General features: G+C 43.5%; 22 protein-coding genes and 1 tRNA gene. 14 read left to right on the forward strand and 9 right to left on the reverse strand.

Features of this window, described 5'->3' with window-relative positions:
• Positions 1-4: 4 nt before the first annotated feature.
• On the reverse strand, positions 5-2,158 hold the full coding sequence (locus tag PHS53_01095; protein MDD5356729.1) for a site-specific DNA-methyltransferase: 2,154 nt from the start codon (positions 2,156-2,158) through the stop codon (positions 5-7).
• Positions 2,159-2,184: 26 nt separating this feature from the next.
• Entirely contained in the window at positions 2,185-2,394 is a 210-nt protein-coding gene (locus PHS53_01100; GenBank protein ID MDD5356730.1) for a helix-turn-helix domain-containing protein, read from the reverse strand.
• An 83-nt stretch (positions 2,395-2,477) separates the two neighbouring features.
• Between PHS53_01100 and PHS53_01105 the strand changes: the two genes are divergently transcribed.
• From PHS53_01105 to PHS53_01135, 7 genes are all read left to right on the forward strand, one after another.
• Entirely contained in the window at positions 2,478-3,767 is a 1,290-nt protein-coding gene (locus PHS53_01105) for a hypothetical protein (GenBank protein MDD5356731.1), read from the forward strand.
• Positions 3,768-3,949: 182 nt separating this feature from the next.
• Positions 3,950-4,246, forward strand: coding sequence for a DUF5659 domain-containing protein (locus tag PHS53_01110; protein ID MDD5356732.1), 297 nt, complete (start codon positions 3,950-3,952; stop codon positions 4,244-4,246).
• Positions 4,247-4,264: 18 nt separating this feature from the next.
• On the forward strand, positions 4,265-5,614 hold the full coding sequence (locus PHS53_01115; protein MDD5356733.1) for a hypothetical protein: 1,350 nt from the start codon (positions 4,265-4,267) through the stop codon (positions 5,612-5,614).
• 9 nt (positions 5,615-5,623) lie between these two features.
• Positions 5,624-6,136, forward strand: coding sequence for a hypothetical protein (locus PHS53_01120; protein ID MDD5356734.1), 513 nt, complete (start codon positions 5,624-5,626; stop codon positions 6,134-6,136).
• 39 nt (positions 6,137-6,175) lie between these two features.
• On the forward strand, positions 6,176-6,793 hold the full coding sequence (locus PHS53_01125) for a hypothetical protein (GenBank protein MDD5356735.1): 618 nt from the start codon (positions 6,176-6,178) through the stop codon (positions 6,791-6,793).
• A gap of 14 nt (positions 6,794-6,807) precedes the next feature.
• Complete coding sequence (locus PHS53_01130) at positions 6,808-7,050, forward strand: hypothetical protein (GenBank protein ID MDD5356736.1); 243 nt, start codon at positions 6,808-6,810, stop codon at positions 7,048-7,050.
• The gene (locus tag PHS53_01135; GenBank protein ID MDD5356737.1) at positions 7,037-8,728 is read left to right on the forward strand and encodes a recombinase family protein; all 1,692 of its coding nucleotides are present in this window, start codon (positions 7,037-7,039) and stop codon (positions 8,726-8,728) included. The genes PHS53_01130 and PHS53_01135 overlap by 14 nt, the downstream gene beginning before the upstream one ends.
• Here PHS53_01135 and PHS53_01140 read toward each other — a convergent pair.
• Together PHS53_01140 and PHS53_01145 are read right to left on the reverse strand one after the other, a co-directional pair.
• A tRNA-Glu gene (locus tag PHS53_01140) sits at positions 8,698-8,769 on the reverse strand. The genes PHS53_01135 and PHS53_01140 overlap by 31 nt on opposite strands.
• Before the next feature lie 30 nt (positions 8,770-8,799).
• On the reverse strand, positions 8,800-9,765 hold the full coding sequence (locus PHS53_01145; protein ID MDD5356738.1) for a peptidoglycan DD-metalloendopeptidase family protein: 966 nt from the start codon (positions 9,763-9,765) through the stop codon (positions 8,800-8,802).
• Between the two features lie 317 nt (positions 9,766-10,082).
• On the opposite strand from PHS53_01145, the gene PHS53_01150 reads away from it, so the two are divergent.
• The 5 genes from PHS53_01150 to PHS53_01170 all read left to right on the forward strand — a co-directional run bounded on the left by PHS53_01150 (position 10,083) and on the right by PHS53_01170 (position 15,109).
• Positions 10,083-10,778 (forward strand): hypothetical protein, encoded by a 696-nt coding sequence (locus tag PHS53_01150; GenBank protein MDD5356739.1) that lies wholly within the window; start codon positions 10,083-10,085, stop codon positions 10,776-10,778.
• A gap of 90 nt (positions 10,779-10,868) precedes the next feature.
• Positions 10,869-12,404 carry a prephenate dehydratase domain-containing protein gene (locus tag PHS53_01155; GenBank protein MDD5356740.1) on the forward strand — a complete coding sequence of 512 codons (1,536 nt, stop codon included), beginning with the start codon at positions 10,869-10,871 and terminating at the stop codon, positions 12,402-12,404.
• Between the two features lie 131 nt (positions 12,405-12,535).
• Entirely contained in the window at positions 12,536-13,735 is a 1,200-nt protein-coding gene (locus PHS53_01160; protein ID MDD5356741.1) for a pyridoxal phosphate-dependent aminotransferase, read from the forward strand.
• Positions 13,736-14,250: 515 nt separating this feature from the next.
• Positions 14,251-14,556 carry a hypothetical protein gene (locus tag PHS53_01165; GenBank protein ID MDD5356742.1) on the forward strand — a complete coding sequence of 102 codons (306 nt, stop codon included), beginning with the start codon at positions 14,251-14,253 and terminating at the stop codon, positions 14,554-14,556.
• A 31-nt stretch (positions 14,557-14,587) separates the two neighbouring features.
• A complete protein-coding gene (locus PHS53_01170; GenBank protein ID MDD5356743.1) occupies positions 14,588-15,109 on the forward strand; it encodes a DNA-3-methyladenine glycosylase in 522 nt (173 codons plus the stop codon).
• Here PHS53_01170 and PHS53_01175 read toward each other — a convergent pair.
• The 3 genes from PHS53_01175 to PHS53_01185 all read right to left on the reverse strand — a co-directional run bounded on the left by PHS53_01175 (position 15,098) and on the right by PHS53_01185 (position 16,368).
• Positions 15,098-15,550 (reverse strand): GatB/YqeY domain-containing protein, encoded by a 453-nt coding sequence (locus PHS53_01175; GenBank protein MDD5356744.1) that lies wholly within the window; start codon positions 15,548-15,550, stop codon positions 15,098-15,100. The two genes, PHS53_01170 and PHS53_01175, sit on opposite strands and share 12 nt — an antisense overlap.
• A gap of 79 nt (positions 15,551-15,629) precedes the next feature.
• Positions 15,630-15,986, reverse strand: coding sequence for a hypothetical protein (locus PHS53_01180; GenBank protein MDD5356745.1), 357 nt, complete (start codon positions 15,984-15,986; stop codon positions 15,630-15,632).
• Positions 15,987-16,104: 118 nt separating this feature from the next.
• Positions 16,105-16,368: a hypothetical protein gene (locus tag PHS53_01185; protein MDD5356746.1), complete on the reverse strand. Its 264-nt coding sequence runs from the start codon at positions 16,366-16,368 to the stop codon at positions 16,105-16,107.
• A 78-nt stretch (positions 16,369-16,446) separates the two neighbouring features.
• Between PHS53_01185 and PHS53_01190 the strand changes: the two genes are divergently transcribed.
• On the forward strand, positions 16,447-17,490 hold the full coding sequence (locus tag PHS53_01190; protein MDD5356747.1) for a DNA recombination protein RmuC: 1,044 nt from the start codon (positions 16,447-16,449) through the stop codon (positions 17,488-17,490).
• Between the two features lie 44 nt (positions 17,491-17,534).
• Positions 17,535-17,855, forward strand: a complete 321-nt coding sequence (rplU, locus tag PHS53_01195) for a 50S ribosomal protein L21 (GenBank protein MDD5356748.1) — start codon at positions 17,535-17,537, stop codon at positions 17,853-17,855.
• A 48-nt stretch (positions 17,856-17,903) separates the two neighbouring features.
• Here the strand turns inward: rplU and PHS53_01200 are convergent, their stop codons facing one another.
• Together PHS53_01200 and PHS53_01205 are read right to left on the reverse strand one after the other, a co-directional pair.
• Positions 17,904-18,401, reverse strand: coding sequence for a hypothetical protein (locus PHS53_01200; GenBank protein ID MDD5356749.1), 498 nt, complete (start codon positions 18,399-18,401; stop codon positions 17,904-17,906).
• A 141-nt stretch (positions 18,402-18,542) separates the two neighbouring features.
• The gene (locus PHS53_01205; GenBank protein ID MDD5356750.1) at positions 18,543-19,154 is read right to left on the reverse strand and encodes a toprim domain-containing protein; all 612 of its coding nucleotides are present in this window, start codon (positions 19,152-19,154) and stop codon (positions 18,543-18,545) included.
• Between the last annotated feature and the right edge of the window lie 51 nt (positions 19,155-19,205).

Raw genomic sequence — 19,205 nt, forward strand, 5'->3', positions numbered from 1 at the left:
AGGATTATAGTTTTACATCAATCACTCTGGTAGTGTCGTTACCGAAGATGTCCACGACCTTTACTGCAACTTTGTAGTCTCCCTTTGGAAGCTCTTTTGGTGCAGACTTGAACTCAAGATTTCTATTCTTCTTTGTACGGAAACTTTGCCATTCGTTGTCAAAGATATAGTCTCCAGTCCAAACATCTTTTTCTTCACCGTCCTCAATAACCTTGATGATTTCTTTACGGTCCGCAAAGTTGTAATCAACCGCCCAGTAATCAATCCAGTCGCTCCACTTTTTTGTGAGGACCTCTCGTGATACAAGTTCGGTATCTTTGTCCTTTGTTACTTTCAATACCTGACCGTTTTCGATGATTACTTTTGACCTTCCAGCCTTTAGTTCTTCATCAATTGCACCATTGTCTTGGTTGTAGAAAACAGAGAAGTCAGTAATCTCAATTGAGAGTTCTTTCATTGAACCTCTACCAGTAATAATTGGTTTGATGTCGATGTAGGCAACGTCATAGAAGTTCACCTGACCACGCTCAACTGCACGCTTATCAAACACTTCACGTGGAATGATTTTGAAAGCAACATCAATACCTTCGTCAGCATACTCACCAAAGTTCATTCCCATTTCGTAATCGAAACCGAGAACATCAATTTTAGTAAGATTTTTCTCCTTACACTCACTAACAATTTCACGAATAAACTTTGAAGATACAGGAAGGTTGATAGGACCGATTGCTACCAATCTGTCTCGCTTCTTTCCTACAACGTGTGCGAAGCTCTCAACAGGTTCAGCTTTGTAGGCAGAGAGAATAAGCTTGATGAACTCTTTTTCTTTTCGGTCTGCTTGTTTTGCTTTCTCTTCAGCACGTAAGTCATCGTTAGTATTTAGGAAGCTTTCACGCTCGTATTTACCAACGTTCAATATCTCAAATGCACGGAAATCTTTTCCTGCTTTTTTGAGTTCACGTTGAATACCAACCATTCGCTTTCGAGAGGTGTGTATACCGAACTTACCTAGGTCAGTGCCTATCCACTTACGACCAAGTTTTTCAGCCGTTGCAATCGTTGTGCCTGAGCCAACAAAAAAGTCAGCTACTAAATCTCCCTCATTTGAGGAGGATTTTATAATTCTCTCTAGGAGGGCAGATGGTTTTTGTGTCGGGTAGTCTAGTCGCTCTTTTGACATCGAGTTTTCGTAAGGGATTTCCCACACATCGTTCGGTATCATTCCTTCCTCTGGATAGTAGGTTCTCCATTTACCTGCATCAAATCTTTTTCTACACACTTTTCCATTATCATCTTTATCCCTAAAGTGAGATTTTATGTATTCATCAGAGTAAGGAACACGAGCTCCTTTTTCGTTGAAGTACGTTTTGTTTGATTTTCCATAGTAAAAAATAGTGTCGTGCTTTTGTGCAAACCTATCATCTGGTCTTCCTAGTGTTGAGTAATACCAAATAATTTCATTCCTGAAGTTTTCTTTTCCAAATATCTCATCGAGCGACATTCTCATAAAAGCACTAACTCGCCAATCACAATGCACATAAATACTTCCATCTTCGGCGAGTAGCTCGTGCATCAACTTCAGACGCTCGTAAATCATTGCAATAAAGCTGTCTGCACCTTTACCCCACGTATCACGATAGGCAATCTCTTCAATTACAGAGGGCTTCTTTGTGAAGCTGTCATTTTCTTCACCAATTGAAATGTTCATTGAAAAGTCAGCTCCCACATCAAAAGGAGGGTCAATATAGATAAGTTTGAGACCCCCTTGAGCTTCAATCTCTTTTCGCATTGGACCGTTCTTGAGAGATGAGAGAATGAGTTTGTTATCTCCCCAGATTAGTTTGTTGGTCCAGCCAGTAATTTGCTTACCAGAGAAATCAAACAACGTACCTTTGTCGCCAAACTCTTTACCTTCTCGTGGTTCATCAATCTGCTCAATTACTTGGAATGGAAGAACTACGTTTGTAACTTCGTTAGTCTTTCCATTCCAAACAAGCTCGACTTCACGGTCATCTTTGAAGAGAAGGAAGCGGTACTTTTCTGGAAGGGGTTTTCCAGCTTCGAGGAACTTCACAATGTCTCGCTTTTCGTTGTCAGAAAGATAGAGTGAGCCACTCTTGGTCTGTCCGTTCTTTTGTTGTTCGTTGTCTTTTTTCATATACATTTGGTTGATTAGCTAATAAGTTACTTTGGCGACTGGACAAACTTTTCGAGGTCCTCTTTTTTATATCTTCTTGCTCTACGTTCACCAATTCGTATGGCAGGAAGTATGCCTTTCTTATCCCATTGCCGAAGCGTGTTGGGATGACACTTGAGATAAGCAGATGCTTCTTCCAAAGTGAGAAGTTCTGGCAAATCCCCATCATTTTGCGGTGTTTTTTTCGTTGATTTCATACCTAACATTTGATAACATTATTATACATAACCTTCACAACGTTCACAATGTGCACGGACCGTGAAAACCAATGTAAATGTATATGAGTAGCCTCAAAACCACTGAGAAGAAGATACTTGAAAAGCTTTTCAATATGGAAGGTGGCTATGTGCTGAGTTTTACTGATAAATCATTCGAGAAGTTCCTCAAAGATGACTTCAATATCTCGGTCTACAGTGAGATGTACGACTTGGACTTTCCAAGTAAATCAAAAGCAAACCGACTACGTGGTATCTGGAGTGTAGAAGATGATGCGAAAGTTGGAGGTATTATTTTGGAACTTGTTGAGTGTGCGGAGACCGACATTTTGACATCAGGCAAAGAGATGTCTGCTATTGAAAAGGACCTTACTTCAAAGGCACGTGATATAGGGATACGCTTACTGTTTACAGAAATTGCTGACGGAAGCACCAAACCAGAAGTTCAGAAGCTGAAGACTAAGGCTGAACTCATAAAGGGTTTCAATAGTATTGATTTCAAGGAGATGGAGCCTAACAAGCGTATCTATCTGCTAAAGGTTCTGTTCTCTTACTACGATGCGATTATTCGTGCATACAGAGGCTCAGGATTGTTCTATCTCACATCAGGCATTGATGACCTCAATGACTATTTCAAGGTCCTCAGAAAGCGAATGATTGAGCTACTCGATACATACGACACTTTTGTTGAAATGAAGAAGTCGCCCACTTATACGGACTTCATTGAGCCTGTAACAAGCCTTTACGCAAGTCAGGACTATCTTGAAGTCGTGTGGGAAGAAAGCGTGCTCCCTATGCTCATCAATTTCCGTGAAGACATAGCTGATAGAGACCTGTTTGATAATCAGTCAGAAGTTCACAAAGTTCACGTTGAGGTGTTGAGCTTTTTGGATGCTATCTCAAAAGAGATTGAGGCTCTCAATGGGTATATGAGCCAGCAAACAAAGAAGTTCTACGATACTGACCTACCAGCAGAGAAAGAAAGGCTATCCAATATCTTTCCATCCGAAGAGCTATACATCACAAAACAAGGTGATGATTTTCGATACAAAGGAAAGCTACTGAACCTCTCGAAGAAAGCCGACTACTACAAAGTTTTTTGTGCTTTATACGCACTCCTTCCGCAAGGTGGAGAAATTGAATACAAGCCTCTTATAACTGAAATCAAAAGCAGAATACCGAAGACCAAAGCGAAGTCTGACGAAGAAATGCGAAAGCTTATACAAGGTAATCTCACTGATAAAAGCAACGGCTTTATCCGCTATGCAAAACTGCCAAATACGGAGGACAATTCCAAGCCACTCATCGAAGTTATAAAGGGCTTTGGAGTGCGTTTCAACAATAAAGCTGGCTAATCCTGAAACTTCCTGAGAATAGATAAGTTCTCCTGACTAAAACACCTTTGAAATAAAGGGTGTTTTTTCGTTTTCCTGAATGTTCAGGAAGTACGCAGAACAATCTCAAAAAGCAAAAATCAATCTATAGAACTTTTCTTGGCGGAAGTTCACTTACTCATAAAACACCAATGTAAATGATTATGAAAAGAAACAATGAGAGCGATGAGCTCCACAACGTCCCTTTGGACGATTACAAAAACTATTACTACTCGAACGATATTGATGTCGCATCAACCCTCATATGTAAAGGATATGAATTGGTAGACATCACACCGATAAGCCACAACAAGGCTACCTTCGTATTCAAAAATCATCCTGCAATTACGGATGCGGTTGAAGGCTTTTGGAGCAATCGAATTGAGGTCCGACCTCTTGAGTTCGCTAACGTCAGAAAAAATCTGAAATCACGCATCTTCGGAATGCGGAAAACTTACTAGCCCATAAATGAAATGTATATGCAAAACAAAGAAGAAAGACAAGAAAAAATTATCCTGAAGACAAGTATCACAACGCCAAACGAGCTCTACGAAATGGTGTTTGACCGAAGTGAAAACAAAACCTCTTTCATAAAAATTGATAGAGATGGAAAAATTGAGACCCTGCTGGAAGAGGTGGAAATTGGCGGAAGAAAGTATCGACCACTTCCATCTGATTACAACCTCGTGGACAAGAACGTCATCTTGTTTCCATCACTTGCTACACCTTATGAAAGCGAGGAAGAAATACTCACTGAAGTACAGCATTTTATCCATAAACACCTAGACATCTCTGAGGTATTCGAGCGTATAGCTACTTACTACGTTCTGTTTACGTGGCTATTCGACAAGTTCAATGAGGTCCCGTATCTACGAGCAATTGGTGATTTTGGAAGCGGTAAATCACGCTTTCTCCAAGCTATCGGAATACTCTGCTACAAGCCTGTATTTACTGGAGGTGCGACTACTCCAAGTCCGATATTCCGCATCATCAATGAGGTAAAAGGAACGCTCATCATAGACGAAGCTGACTTCAAGTTCTCGGATATGACATCAGAGATTGTGAAGATATTGAACACTGGATACCAGAAAGGAATGTCCGTGCTTCGTTCTGAAGGAAAAGGGACCTTTGAAGTAAAAGCCTACGATGTATTTTGTCCGAAAATTGTAGCCACTCGTGAGACCTTCGCTGACAAGGCACTTGAGAGCCGATTTCTCGTTGAAGAAATGGGTGCTGGAAAGTTGCGTACCGACATCCCACGCACTCTTGATGAGAGCTTTTATGAGGGTGCTGAATTGATACGAAACAAGCTCCTGATGTGGCGACTGAAGAACTACTTTGAGCCGATAGAACGTAGGCACGATTTGATTGAAGGAATACATCCACGACTGAACCAAATCGTTATGCCACTTTTATCCATCATCAAAGACGAGAGTATCAGAAATCAGCTCAAGACTTTCATTGTTCAATACAACGCTGAACTGGTAGCAGACCGTGGTCTTTCGTGGGAAAGCGACATTGTTTTTGCAGTCCTGAAATTGGAGTACGAATTGAAAGGAAACGAGCTAACAGTCAAACAGATTACTGACGAAGTGAACAAGGAAATAGATGTAAGCGATGACACCCTACAGGCTCGAAAAGTCGGGTGGTATTTACGAGCAAAACTACAACTCAAGCCTTATAAAACTCGAAAAGGATACGTACTTTCTTTCAAGGAAAACAGGAAGCGATTGGATATGTGGAAGGAACGCTTTGGTATCACCGATGCGGATATTCGTGGTGAACAAGTGAATGTCGTGAACGATGCTGAAGCTATTACCAATAACTAAATCATTCTTATGGAAAACAAGTCAAAAGGTGGTCCAAAAACAACTGAAGGAAAGGCAATCTCGAAGTACAACGCAATCAAACACGGATTGCTCTCAAAAGAGGTGCTTGTTGATGGTGAAGATGAGAAGACACTCCTAGAACTCAATCAAAGCGTACACGACCAATTTCAGCCAGTAGGACCGATAGAAAAGATGCTGGTAGACCGTGTTGTATCAAATCTCTGGAGACTACGAAGAGCTGTCTTTGTCGAGACTGCAACGATGAACTGGTATCGAGCTGACATCAATCTCTTTCCAATTGGACAGGATGATGAGCAACAAGAACGACAGAACGTAAAGAATATGTTGAGCAACGAAAGTATCGAGACCATTCTTCGATACGAGACAACCATTGAAAGAAGCATCTTCAGGGCTCTTCACGAGCTTGAGCGTATACAGGCTAAAAGAAACGGGAAAGACGTTTCAATTCCAGCCGTGGTCGATGTAAACGTGGATAGTTCGTTTCGCAAAAATGACCAATAACAGTGAGGTTCTCAATTGATTTCGGAAGATAAAAACATTATGAGTAAAACAGAAGCAGATGACTGCAAGAAAATAGAAATATGGTGGCTCCTGCGAGACATCAAGGAGAAAGGTGGTTACAAATACACCACTGTTTCTTGGGGTGAAAATGGTTCACACGGAAGCGTATCTGTGCAGGTATCTGTATGGGACGAAGAAAAATACGCTCGCTTTATTTACTCGCAAACTGACCATTCTACAGGTGAAAAGAAGGACTTCGACTACAAGGTCCCCATCATCACCACACCTTGTCATCTAGGTGGAGAACGATATTGGTTCAAGTGCTCTCTATTCAAAAACGGAGAGCAATGTGGACGACGTGTTGGTGTGCTCTACAAAGATGGTGATTGGTTCGGTTGTCGTCATTGTTACGAGCTCACCTACAAATCAAAAAACGTAAACAAGGGGTACAAACACTATCCGATGTTTCGAGTTCTTGAGCTAAGGATGGAAATAGACAGGCTCGAAGAGAAGTCACATCGACACACATACAACGGAAAACCAACCAAGAAGCGGATGCGACTAGAAAAGCTTTATCGAGAAGCAATGCTCCAGCATCGTGCTTTTTACGAGACTGAAAAAGGTCTCAAAGTCAGCAAAAAAGGTCGAGAGTTCTAATCAAAAATGTTATTATGAGTAAGTTACACGAAAGCCTGAATAATGCTCCGCAACCGCAACCTTCCAAGGAGCAGGACCAGCTTTTGTGTGAAGGTCCAAAGCACCTGCTCTCGAAAGATACCCTTGATGCTTTGGAAGAACTCGGTGGTGTTCTCAGGAACATTCACAGGAGAATGGTATCTGAAGGATACGAAATTGTAGATGGAAACATCCGCAAAGTAGTACCGCAAAATGTAAATGTATATGAAAAAGCCTAATATCAAAACTGAAAAAGATTTGATTGCCGAAATACTCTCTGGTAAATACCGTGATTGTCATTTGATATATAACAGAAAGAGTACGGACGAAGCTGACAACCAGAAGAACTCCATTTCATATCAAAAGATAGAGAACACTCGTTTTGCACATCGAGAAAAACTTTCCATAGCACAAATCACCATCAAAGGTTTCTCTGCTGACGGCATCATTTCCGAAAAGCACTCAGGGTTTACTGAGGACGATGATATAAACATTACCGATGACGGTTTGGTTCAATACAGAATTGATAGACCAAAGTTCCAGAGAATGCTTCAGTTCGTTAGCCAAGGGTATTTCAAAGGTGTCGTATGTCTTTGTTGGGACCGTATCAGTAGAAATAAAGGAGATGACACTCTTATCCGAAAGCTTATGCGTAAGGGTGTAGATTTTCGCTTTGTATACGCTAAATACGAGAAGACAAGTTCAGGTGCTCTTCATATGGATATTGATGGAATGTTCTCTCAACATCACTCACGTGTTACAAGTGAGAAAGTAACGCTCACCATCCGTAACTCACGAGAGAAAGGCATATGTACTTACAGAGCACCAATCGGCTATCTCAATCAAGGGAAAATGGAAGATAAACCACTAGACCCATTCCGTGCACCCATAATCAAGCAGATGTATGAGTATTACGCTACAGGAGACTGGAGCCTGTCAGACATTGCTCGCTTTGCAAATGACCAAGGTTTTACCACAGTACCGATGAGGCGTAGAAGGACAAAAGAAGAAATGCTCGCTGAGGAAGACGAGTTTGAGGAAATAGAAAAGACCTCACGTCCTGTAAACGAAAACCATATCAGCAGAATACTTACTAATCGCTTTTATACAGGAAGGACCCTCAACTCAGAAGGTAAATATATCCAAAGTATCAGCCACGTAGCTATCGTAAGCGATGAGCTCTTTGATGACGTTCAGGCTGTGCTCAAAAAGAAGAAAGTGAGCGTTCACTATACGGAAAAACTCGACCAGCCACTTCGAGGTGTTGTACGTTGTGCACATTGTGAACGTGTATACACACCATACATAAAGAAAGGTATTCAATACTACAATTCACGCTGTACAAAAGACTGTAAGAATACGGACAAGAACTTGAGTTTTGAGAAGATTGATAAGAAAATCAGTGGACTTATTACAGGTCTGCATTTTACCGATGACGAAATAGAACAGATGGATGCTCGTGCAGGTACAGAGATTGCGTTGCTCGAAGAGAAGCGTCATAAAACACTCGACCAAGTAGAGAGAAAAAAGAAAAAGATACGAGAAGACCTTGCATACCTACGCTCGAACAAAATACCTCTCTTGAAGGCTGGAGTGTATACACCTGAGAGTTATGTTACCGAGGAAACAAAACTTGATAGTGAACTTTCTTTGTTGCAGAGCGAAGAGCAAGCATCAGACATCGCAATGCACGAGACAATGAAAGAGGTTCAAAAACTTTCAGAACTCGTCAAAAACGTTGCTCTATATTATCAATTCGCAAAACCACACGAAAAAGAGCAGATTGTTCGTGTAATCTTTTCAGAACTTTCTATTGCTCAAGATGTGTTGCAATTCAAGGTCAAAAAAGGATTTGAAGCCTTTGAAAACCGTTTCCTTGCTATTTGTGACCCTACAGAGAATCGAACTCTGATTTGAGCCTTGAGAAGGCTCCGTCCTGACCGTTAGACGATAGGGCCGCACACGCGGAGAATACTAACATTTTTCTCCTATTTGGCAAAAAACGCCATAAATTTCATTGGGTCAATTGAGATGTCGTTGATTCTTACTGTGATGTGAAGATGCGGACTTTCTGCGTAGCCGGTTTGGCCAGAGAGAGCAATTGTCTGTCCGATGTTTACTTTCTCTCCCACTTTCACATTTATTTTTGAGAGATGCATGTAAATGCTCATAAGCCCGAGACCGTGGTCAATGACGACAGTGTTTCCGTAAATTTGGTATAACCTTGCGATTCTTACAATTCCTGTATTCATTGCGAGTACCGGTGTCCCTTCGTCTGCATGGAAATCCGTGCCTTTATGATTGATCGCTTCACCGACGGTTTGACGAACGTAGCCGTAATCGTCAGTAACAGTTATCTTGCCTGCGAGCGGGAACCGGAAAGGCACTGTCCAAAGCGCTGTGCTTGCCGTTTTAATGCCGAGGAGGGTTTGGCTTTCCTGCGCCATAGTGCTAATGACATTCGTTACTGCTTCTTCTGTGTTTCCCCCAAGTTTTTCTGGAATGCCAAGCGGGGCTTCGACTTTTGGACGTATGCCGATGGTTATATTTTTTTCAAGTTTTTCTCCGGTAGTTAAAGTTGCGAGAAGTTTGTAAGTTCCAGGTTTCTGATTGAGATCGATACCGATCAAAGCACTCGGTTCCGATTTGTATGAAAATACTCCTAAAAATTTTCCATCGAAAGAAATATTTTTAATTTCCGGCAAGTCGGCGCTTTTTATTTGTACTAGGATTGGTTCTCCTTGAATGATTTTGGCTGGCGTGATTGAAATAGACGGAGCGGGGGTCGGGTTTGCTCTCGGAGTTGAAACAGGGGATGGTGTGGAGGAAATGGTTGGGGTAGGGGATATCGTCGGTGCAATAATCGGAGTGACAGAGGCGGAATTTTTTTCCAAAAGGAAAAAAATTCCGCCAAGGACTAGAACCGCGACAAATATCTTTACTACGAAGCTCATTGGGGTAGTATAACAGTTTGTTTGACAAAAATGATGCGTAGGAATAAACTGGATTTATGAGTATGTTAGCTGACAAATTCTTTCATTTCTTTTATTTTAGCCGTTAAACGGGAGATTTTGTTGCTATTTATAACTTAAACCTAGCAAAGAAAAACTCCCGCAAAACGGGAGTTTTTTCTCATCTGGAAATTGAGCGTTTGGATAAAAAGCAAGTTCTCAATTTCCAGGTCAGAAGATTTGGATTCATGCCCGTGCGGGTTGTGGATGCCCATTTCGGGCAGAATGCGTTCTTCATGCTTTTGGGGAAGGGAGGTCGTATGCACCAATTACCAACATTTCCAGCGTGCGACGCTGTGAGGTGGAATGATCTGGCAAAACGCCAAGCACTGTTGTCTCCCAGGATTAGGGCGGTTGTCTCTTACGCTCTCGGGCCTGCGGGCACTAACATGGAGCAGGTCGCGCGGCTCTGGCATGCTCACATGGGTATCGAGAACAAAGCGGTTATTGAGCTTTGCGATTTGCCAGAAACGGCGGTCAAAAGGGCAATTGCAATGCAGGAGGACGGTGTTCTTGCAGTGTTCTGGACGTGCGCCGTGTTTGCTCGGTTGCATAAGGTTTTCTTCGGAAATCCCGCAACGTTGCCGCTTTTCTTCGTACAGCAAATGGCTCTCGACGAAATGCAGCTTGCCGTACGTAATCTGAAGTACCTCTCCTTAATCGTCGAGCAAGGCGGGACTCCGAACGCTCTTTCGGGGATTAAGATCGCTAGTCATGTTTCTCCAGCTCCGCTTCTCGATACACTTGTCGCTAACAGGGCGACACTTGTTGATGCGAAGAGCAACGCACAAGCGGCCGAGATGTGCGCAGTTGGCGAAGTGGAAGCTTGCATGACGACTGAGTCGGCTCGCAAGCTTCACCGTTTGACCATGGTGCACGTATTCGGCTCCCCGCCGATGCTTTTCTTCGGTGGGATTACCGCATCGGGATTCAAACTCCTCAAAAGCACCCAGTGACTTTTGCATGAAAGTGCGAAAGTAACTAATTTGAGCTCTCGTCGGATTTTTAACAGATCCAGACGAGAGCCCAAATTTATTTTTCTTCAAATGGATTCAAAAAAATTTACATTTACACAAGCAATTATTGGCGCCAGAGGCAGTATGGGCCAGTTTTTGGTCGATACCCTTTCTCCCGTTTCTAAAATAATGAAAGTGAATCGCGATAGTTCCAAAGCAGATTGGGATAAGGCTTGGAGAGCCGATGCGATCTGGCTTTCCGTTCCTCGCTCATCCTTGGATGAAATGCTTTCTGGCAAAAAATTTACCAAAAAACAACTTCTTATAGATCTCTGTTCTCTCAAAAGGGGATTGGGAAAGGTGATAGAGAAAACTGGCGCAACCCATCTTTCTTTGCATCCGCTTCATGGGGCGAAGGTGCCTCTTATTGGCCAGCGCTGGGCGATTATTGAGACTTCTTCTCATGGAGAGAAAAATCCTCATGCAAAAGTGCTTATAGATTTTTTTAAAAAACAAGGCGTGGCATTTTTATCGGCCAGTTCGGAAGATCAGCATGATTTTATGATGGGAATCACTTTAAGTGTCCCGGAAGTTCTCACCATTATTTTAGAAAAAGTTATTGGCAATTATGCAAAAGATGCTGGAAAATCTTCTCCGACCCAGGAAGAACTTATGCGATGGGCGGTTCCGGCATCAAACGCCATTTTTGGAGCATACGCGCATACGATAAACAGCACTCCCGAATGGCTTCGAAACGAAATTATCCGCGAAGCCCCGCACGACCTGCTTCAGTCTGTAAAAGAAGCCTGCAAAGAAATACAGAATATTTCTCTCGAAAGCGTGGAGGAATCTATTGCCACTCAAGCAAAAAAGATCACTCAAATTGCTCCGGCAGAAAGAGATCGTATCCGAAGATGGATCAATCAGTGGTTTGTGGATTCGACCAAGACTTTTTTCAAATCCGCAAAAGAGAGCCGAGTAAAGCCGAATTTGAATATTCAGTGGATGGAAGCAATAAAAAATATTTTTCCTGCAAAGAAGAAAATTCTTACCGTAGGAATACACGGTATCGACGGATGCTTTACTCATGAAGCGCTTTTGCGTTTTCTCGAGGAAAATGGAATTTCGGAGATGCGAGTCGAACCAAAGTTTTTGGTGACTGCAGAGAATGTACTGAAAGCAGTAGATTCTGGAAAGACCGATCTGGGGATTTTTGCTATCGCTAATTCTGGTTCCGGCGCATATGTTTCCAGCATGGCACCTTTGGCAAAATATACCTTCAAGATACAAGCAGTCCTCGGAATGGAAATCATGCAATGCCTTTTGGCCCACAAATCAATAAAGGATGTCGAAGCTATAAAGCAGGTGTTCGGCCATCCTCAAGCCGTGAGTCAATGTAAAAGAACTCTCGAGGAAAGTTATCCGAAATTGAAAGTTGTTTCAGGCAAAGATAGCGACGATACTGCTCTCTGCGCCAAAAGAATTTCGAAAGGGGATTTGCCCAAGACCACTGCTACCCTCGCTTCCCAAATTGCCGCAAAAAGGTACGGATTGAATATTGTTTCCTACAACATGCATCACGACCCATTCAACACGACAACATTTTTGCTTGTGTCAAAAAAATAGCAATGCCGAGAGTTCTTTGATGTTTTCCAATGAGACGAGTTGCGTGGATCTTTAGAAGGATCTACGCAACTCGTCTCATTGTGAGCGAGTTTTAAACCAGCGATTAAACGGATACAAAAGGGAGAGTTCAAATGGTTCAAGCGAGACAGTCGTGGCTTCGGTCTCGACCGAAGAACGTGTTCCATCAAGTCGACGATCAATGCACATTCGCGCAAGCGAATGGCGTCGCATTGTATCGATTTGATGTCGGCCTGCCTTCGGGGCCTGCATTTCTTTACGCTCGCAAAGCAGCTGCAAGGGCTGTGATGTCGATCAAAGAAGCGATGCATACGTACCAAAAGAATGGATCTCCCGGAGTTCCTGATTTTGCGCGGGATTTTGTTCTTTGTCACGTCCCATCCTTGGCGAAACATCTCGACAAGGTAGCTTTTGTGCCCGTGCCCGGATTGAAGTCGATGTTCGAACTTATCCCGCGCGCATGCGGGATTCCAGCGGAGCGTTCACGCGGGGTGCTCTACACCATGACGGATCCGGGGTATCCGCCGCCGGAAGATATGTGTGCAGATCTTGGTATCAAGAAGCACCGCAGGCTCGTGACGAACATGCGTAACGATTTCCTCTTTGAACCTGAGAGAACCGGCGCAAGGAAAGGGGACGTCATCATGATCAATTACCCGCATAATCCAAGTGGGCAAGTAATGAACAGAGCTTGGCTTCGTCAGCTTTGTGCGCATTGCGAGAAATACGGTATCCGGCTTTTCAATGATGCTGCTTACGTCTTTCTCGACCATACTGGAAAGCGTGTGACATTGGCGGAGATTGCGGTTGAATTTCCGAATTTGTCATGGGCTGAAGGATTTTCGGCTTCGAAGATCGGCAATTTTACCGGCTGGCGTATCGGCGCGATTGTCGGTTCCTCCGACTTCATCGCTGATATTTGCCGGAAGAAAGCCAATATCGATAGTGGTTTTTGCGCGGCGCTTGCTTTGGCGGTGCTTCGTCAGTTACAAAATCGTCCTCAAGATGTCGAGGCGATGCGCTTGGTTTACAAACGTCGTCTCGATGGGGTCATTTCGGTGTTGGAGCGGTATGGTATGAAGCTCGCATTTCGTCCGAAAGCCGGCGCGTTTAGTCTCTGGCAAACGCCTCGCTACGCATTCGGGAAGCGGGTTGTAAATGCCAAATTCTTCAATCACGAGTTGATTCTCCGGACGGGCGTGGTCGGCGTCGACTTCGACCCCTACTACAGGGTTGCAAGTTTCGGAGACGTTGAACCGATGTTTCCCCAATTGGAACGGGCGTTCAAGATGGCGGAAGTGAGTTATCGATGAAGAGCAGGTTTTTCGAGGGCGGTTGTGTTGTGCATCCGCCTTTTTTCTTTTCCACACCTTGCTTGACAGCAAGGTAGGCAGGGTTATGATGGATATATGCAGTTGAGCCGAAACATTATTTGCAAGATTATCATTAACTCTCAAAAAGGGGAGACTTTTGATCCGTGTTGCGAATAAACTGAAAAATACAAACACTTACATCACCAAAAGCCTCCCTCTCCGGGGAGGCTTTCTTGTTTGAAAATTGGGCATCTGTGAGAACAGACGAACAGTTTCCAGACAAGTCGTTGCACTTCGCAAAGACACGGTGTTTGGGAAAGTTCTGTCAAAAAAAGGAGACGAGCAGCCATGCAGGATCATCGGTGTGAAGTGGGTTCAAAGGTCGCAGAAGAAACTACACCAAGTAGCGTTCTTCCGCCGGTACCGGTTTTTCCTCTGAAGGATCTGGAGGTTCTTCGATCGGGGAAAAATCCCGCTAACGAAAGAAGGGATGCTTTGTGGGGAGAGGAGATACCATGCAGCGATTAGATCCCGAAGTTGCGATGTATATGCGGGAGGGACAAGAAGCATATAAGAAGGGTCTCGATCTCAACTCTTGCCCCCACCCTCGTGGACTGAGTGGCAATAACTGGAAATGGGGATGGATGAAGCAGATGGGACGCAGAGTTGTAGAAGGGATCATCCGAAACCGCGGTCCGGACTCTGCGCTTCTCAACGCGCCAGATCAATGCCATCGTTTTCATGGCTGGGTTGCTTCAGCCTTCGAAGATGGATTCAGAGAGACTGTGGAAGAGGTTAGAGGAGGTTCGGTGGCGACATGACAATGTTGCCACTTTTTTATATTCTGAAGAAATGAAAAAGGTTATTTCTCAAAATTTTTTCAATCGGCCGATACTTAAAGTCGCTCCGGATTTGCTCGGGAAATATTTGGTGCGGAAAATCAGGCGGAAAATTGTGAGGCTTAAAATTACAGAAGTAGAGGCTTACGATGGCGAGAAAGATTTGGCTTGTCATGCCTGCAGGGGGAGGACGCAACGGACTGAAATTATGTATGGAGAGGCGGGTCGTTTTTATATTTATCTTTGTTATGGAATGTATTGGATGCTCAACATTGTCACGGGGCCAAAGGAATATCCGGCTGCGGTTTTGATTCGGGGAGTGGAAAGTTTTGAGGGGCCGGGAAAGCTCACTCGAGAGCTAAGAATTGATAAACGCTTCAACAAAAAAATAGTTAAGCCTCTGAGTGGGCTTTGGATAGAAAGTGGAGAAGAGAAAATACAGAAAAGCGCCGTCCTTCGGACGGCGCGTATCGGAGTTTCGTATGCCGGACCAATTTGGTCCAAGAGAAAGTATCGGTTCGTTTTAAAAAAGTGATTCAACAACTGCCTTTACGTCGCCCCCGTCAGCCATTCCTTTTGTTTCTTTCATTACTGCACCCATAAGTTTTCCCGCACCCGCTTTGTCCGTCACGCCCATTTTTTCTTTCATAGCAGTTGCGATTTTTTTAATTTCGTCCTGTCTCATCATTTTTGGCATAAAGGTCTCGAGTACGCCCAATTCGGCCTGTTCGACCTTCACGAGGTCCATTCGGTTGCCCTTGGTAAACTGCTCTATTGAGTCTTTTCTTTGCTTTACGAGGCGTTTAATGACAGTCATGGCATCTGTGTCAGAAAGCTCATCTGTCGGCTTTTTCATTTTTGCCACAAGCTCATTGGTAAACGCCGCAGAAATCCCTCGGACAACACCAAGTCGCAAAGCATCTTTTGCGAGCATGGCTTTTTTAATTTCTTCTTTGATGGATTGCTGGATGGACATAGAAAATATAAGAATTTGTAATGAGGATAGTATAGCAAAAATAGAGGAAAGAAAAATAGCTGGCACGCAAGCGCACCGGCTATTGATACGGATTGAAATAATCCTTAATAAACTCATTCACGTATGCATCGTACAACATCCACATCCCGATGAGCCAGCATATTGAGAGGACGTGATATCTGACAAATTTGTCTCTCCAAATTGTCCCAAAAAGAAGAGCGGGGAGTGTCGCTAAGTAGAAATAGGCGACAATAACGAAGTTCTTTCCGATGATTGCCAGATTTTCCCTTACTTCTGGCGGTGTGGGTACACGTGACGTATAACGGACATTGAGAGCCATCACTAATGCGAACACGCAAAGCCACGCAAGATTGATCAGCCAGAAATTATTCCACGGATCATTGCGTCCGGCTTCTTCTCTTTTTTCTCTTTCCACCGGACACCTCTCTTTCGTAAAGGGTTAATTTCCAAGTTAAAAGTAGCTATTTTTCTGTGGGGTGTCAAATGAAAAACACCCGGGCGGTAAGGCTCGGGTGAATCTAGGACGTGCGGACCTACAATTTTCGAAGACCTTTCAGGTGATCTTCGTAGTGAAGGCCAGTAGTGAAGGCATCCTTGTTTGCTTCCCTCGGGCGATCCGAAGGTTTTTCGGTTGTACAGAGGACGCCGTGCTTCAGAAACACAGCGAGATGGTTCTCAAGATCTCCCGCGTTTCTGATTTCATGGTCGCAGAACTTTTGTTCAAGTTCTTTTTTTGTCTGCGGCCACTTAATCTTTTGAAACCACGGAGATGCGAGAATTTCTTGCGAGGTGTACATGACTCATTCTCCAGAGTTGACGGTTAAACTTCCCATTTAAAATTACCATTATTAAAAAATTGTTGCTATAATTTCAGTATGTTGATAACTCTTTTGACCACACTTATTGTACTTGTTGCAATTGTCATCATTTTTTTGGTGCGGATGAATATGAAAAAGTCGCCGGAAAAAGGCGAAGATGTGGGGTTTAAGCTTCTTTTGGAACAGATGAATGAACTATCTCGTACGGTTCATGATGTGAATAAGACTGTTGATGCAAAGATGACCACGCAATTTACCGAGTCGCAACGGCTCATTAAAGACATCACTCGCGAGCTTACTGAAGTGAAAGAGACGGGGAAGCAGGTTATTTCTTTTGCTGATCAGCTTCAGAATTTGCAGGATATTTTGAAGAATCCGAAACAGCGGGGGATTTTGGGCGAATATTATCTCGAAACTTTGCTCAAAAATGTCATGCCTCCGGGCTCTTATCAGATGCAATACAAATTTCCGGATGAGACCATCGTGGATGCTGTGGTCTTTGTGAAAGATAAAATTATTCCGATCGATTCTAAATTCAGTCTTGAAAATTACAATCGTATTGTTGAAGAAAAAGACGAGACTCGCAAAAAAGAGTACGAAAAAGTCTTTCTGAATGATTTAAAAAACCGAATTCTGGAAACTTCAAAATATATTCAGCCGAATAATGGCACGATGGATTTTGCCTTTATGTTCATTCCCCACGAGGCGATTTATTACGATTTGATCGTGAATAAAATCGGCGGGAATCAGGATGACGACGAAAATCTCATTCAACGAGCAGCAAGCAAGTACAAAGTTATCATTGTTTCGCCGACATCATTTCTTGCATACCTCCAGACCGTGCTTCAGGGGCTGCGCGCGCTCAAAATCGAGGATACCGCGAAGGATATTATTAAAAGAGTGGATGAGCTCGGTAAGCACCTCAAAAGCTACGAGGACTATCACGGCAAGATGGGGAACGCTTTGGCGACGACGGTAAACCATTACAACGCCTCCCAAAAGGAATTTAAGAAGATTGATAAGGATGTGCTTCGGGTGACGGGGGACGCCCTAGAAATTGGAGCTATCGTTTTAGACCGTCCGGACCGCGAGGAGGAGTGAGGGAATTTGCCATTTTAAGCCACTTTTGCTAGGATAGTGCCACTATGAAGGATTTCGCAGTCATACAAACAGGTGGCAAGCAATACAAAGTCTCCGTCGGAGATGTCCTTAAAATTGAGAAAATGCCAGGGGAATTCAAGGCTGGCGACACTATTTCTTTTGACAAAGTGCTTATCGTGGACAACGGCAAAGATACGACTATCGGAACTCCATTTATCGAGGGTGCAAAGGTTGCTGCTATTTTCGAAAAAGCCGGCCGAGCTCCAAAAATCGACGTGGTTAAATACAAAGCAAAAAGCAAATACTACAAGAAACGAGGCCACCGACAGCCATTCTTTGAGGTGAAGATTAAATCAATACAATAAAAAAACGGCGCGGGGCATAAAGCTCGGCGCCATTTTCGTTTCGTTGACTCACTTGTATTCCTCGGGTTCAGGTAATTTCCCGATGCCAAAAGCATAGTACTTGTATGCTTGGAGCGCGTCAGTGGTGAACTTATTCTCCATGCGCTCACCTAGGCTCTCGCGAACCAAGGATGTGTATACCGCTTCGGCAGTGTTATCGTACCGCACTGACCCGCGGTATTTGTCTTCGATTCCCCTGAGGTGTTCTTCCGTTTGTTCGATTGCCTTGTGGTTCAAATTGGGATATGTCTCGTTGAACCAGCGTTTCCAGCCGACGTCTCGCTCGTAATCTTTTACTGCGCCACCTATCCAATAGAGCGCGACGACAGGAATCCAAAGAGAGAGGTAAAAAAGAATGGCCCAAATTGTCGGTGATGAGCTCACTTTGGCTTCCTTCGCATAGATTACAAAAATGATGATATTTGCAATCACCACGAGGGTAAGCAACACATATATCGCGTTTGCTATTGGGTGCTTGATGTGGTATAGGCGCCTTTTGAGGTGCATGGTATTTCCCTCCTAGTTGGTACAGGTCTTTTTCGAGGAGCTTTAGTCCACAATGGACACAAAAAACAGCTGCTCTTCGCATACCATATCAGCATATTTTCACTTCGTCAAATCACTTGGAAGCTGAGCTTCCAAGTCGAATTATGAGCGGTTTTTGAAAGCGTTTTTGAGAGTGTCTGAATCAGAATATTCTAGTTCGGTGCCAGTAGAAAGTCCGCGACCCAGAGTCGAGAGTTTTATTTTACGTTCGCTCGAAAGAGGGGAGAGTGTGGAGCGAAGATATTCCTCTGTATTTTCTCCTTCCGCAGTCAGAGACATTGCCATTACAATTTCTTTGAGCGTCGACATTTTTTTGATTATTTCGAGAAGCTCTTTTGTGCGGACGTTTTTTTCTGGATTTTCCGCAAGGATGGGCACTCCTCCACCTAGCACAAAATATTTTCCCCGATAGACGTGAGATTTTTCGATATTTTCCAGATCAACATCTCGCATTACAATGAGAAGCGTTTCTTTGTCCCGATGTGGGTCAGCGCAAATGGCACACAGATTTTTTCCGCTCCCATTTACGGCAAAAAAGCGAAAACACGACTGGCACACCGCAATATCATTTTTGAGCTCCAGAATAAGCGCAGAAAGTTCTTTTCTGTAAGCATCTGTCGAAGTGAGTAGGGAATAGACAAAACGTTTGGCCTGTCGAGGGCCAATACCCGGAAACCGCCGAAAATGTTCTGTAAGCTTGTCGATTACATTCATAATTCTTCTATTCTATCTCTCCAGCACCAAAAGCACAAAACTTTGTGCATA

It is taken from the genome of Candidatus Paceibacterota bacterium (assembly GCA_028714635.1).
GTDB lineage: Bacteria > Patescibacteriota > Minisyncoccia > Phycocordibacterales > JAQTLZ01 > JAQTLZ01.

Bases quoted from the DNA above. Each gene is read 5' to 3' on its own strand.
- PHS53_01095 (MDD5356729.1), bottom strand. From the start codon at position 2,158: ATGAAAAAAGACAACGAACAACAAAAGAACGGACAGACCAAGAGTGGC.
- PHS53_01155 (MDD5356740.1), top strand. From the start codon at position 10,869: ATGGATTCAAAAAAATTTACATTTACACAAGCAATTATTGGCGCCAGA.
- PHS53_01165 (MDD5356742.1), top strand. From the start codon at position 14,251: ATGCAGCGATTAGATCCCGAAGTTGCGATGTATATGCGGGAGGGACAA.
- PHS53_01115 (MDD5356733.1), top strand. From the start codon at position 4,265: ATGCAAAACAAAGAAGAAAGACAAGAAAAAATTATCCTGAAGACAAGT.
- PHS53_01150 (MDD5356739.1), top strand. From the start codon at position 10,083: ATGCACCAATTACCAACATTTCCAGCGTGCGACGCTGTGAGGTGGAAT.
- PHS53_01105 (MDD5356731.1), top strand. From the start codon at position 2,478: ATGAGTAGCCTCAAAACCACTGAGAAGAAGATACTTGAAAAGCTTTTC.
- PHS53_01185 (MDD5356746.1), bottom strand. From the start codon at position 16,368: ATGTACACCTCGCAAGAAATTCTCGCATCTCCGTGGTTTCAAAAGATT.
- PHS53_01130 (MDD5356736.1), top strand. From the start codon at position 6,808: ATGAGTAAGTTACACGAAAGCCTGAATAATGCTCCGCAACCGCAACCT.
- PHS53_01135 (MDD5356737.1), top strand. From the start codon at position 7,037: ATGAAAAAGCCTAATATCAAAACTGAAAAAGATTTGATTGCCGAAATA.
- PHS53_01125 (MDD5356735.1), top strand. From the start codon at position 6,176: ATGAGTAAAACAGAAGCAGATGACTGCAAGAAAATAGAAATATGGTGG.
- PHS53_01200 (MDD5356749.1), bottom strand. From the start codon at position 18,401: ATGCACCTCAAAAGGCGCCTATACCACATCAAGCACCCAATAGCAAAC.
- PHS53_01160 (MDD5356741.1), top strand. From the start codon at position 12,536: ATGGTTCAAGCGAGACAGTCGTGGCTTCGGTCTCGACCGAAGAACGTG.
- rplU (MDD5356748.1), top strand. From the start codon at position 17,535: ATGAAGGATTTCGCAGTCATACAAACAGGTGGCAAGCAATACAAAGTC.
- PHS53_01205 (MDD5356750.1), bottom strand. From the start codon at position 19,154: ATGAATGTAATCGACAAGCTTACAGAACATTTTCGGCGGTTTCCGGGT.
- PHS53_01175 (MDD5356744.1), bottom strand. From the start codon at position 15,550: ATGTCCATCCAGCAATCCATCAAAGAAGAAATTAAAAAAGCCATGCTC.
- PHS53_01145 (MDD5356738.1), bottom strand. From the start codon at position 9,765: ATGAGCTTCGTAGTAAAGATATTTGTCGCGGTTCTAGTCCTTGGCGGA.
- PHS53_01190 (MDD5356747.1), top strand. From the start codon at position 16,447: ATGTTGATAACTCTTTTGACCACACTTATTGTACTTGTTGCAATTGTC.
- PHS53_01120 (MDD5356734.1), top strand. From the start codon at position 5,624: ATGGAAAACAAGTCAAAAGGTGGTCCAAAAACAACTGAAGGAAAGGCA.
- PHS53_01170 (MDD5356743.1), top strand. From the start codon at position 14,588: ATGAAAAAGGTTATTTCTCAAAATTTTTTCAATCGGCCGATACTTAAA.
- PHS53_01110 (MDD5356732.1), top strand. From the start codon at position 3,950: ATGAAAAGAAACAATGAGAGCGATGAGCTCCACAACGTCCCTTTGGAC.
- PHS53_01100 (MDD5356730.1), bottom strand. From the start codon at position 2,394: ATGAAATCAACGAAAAAAACACCGCAAAATGATGGGGATTTGCCAGAA.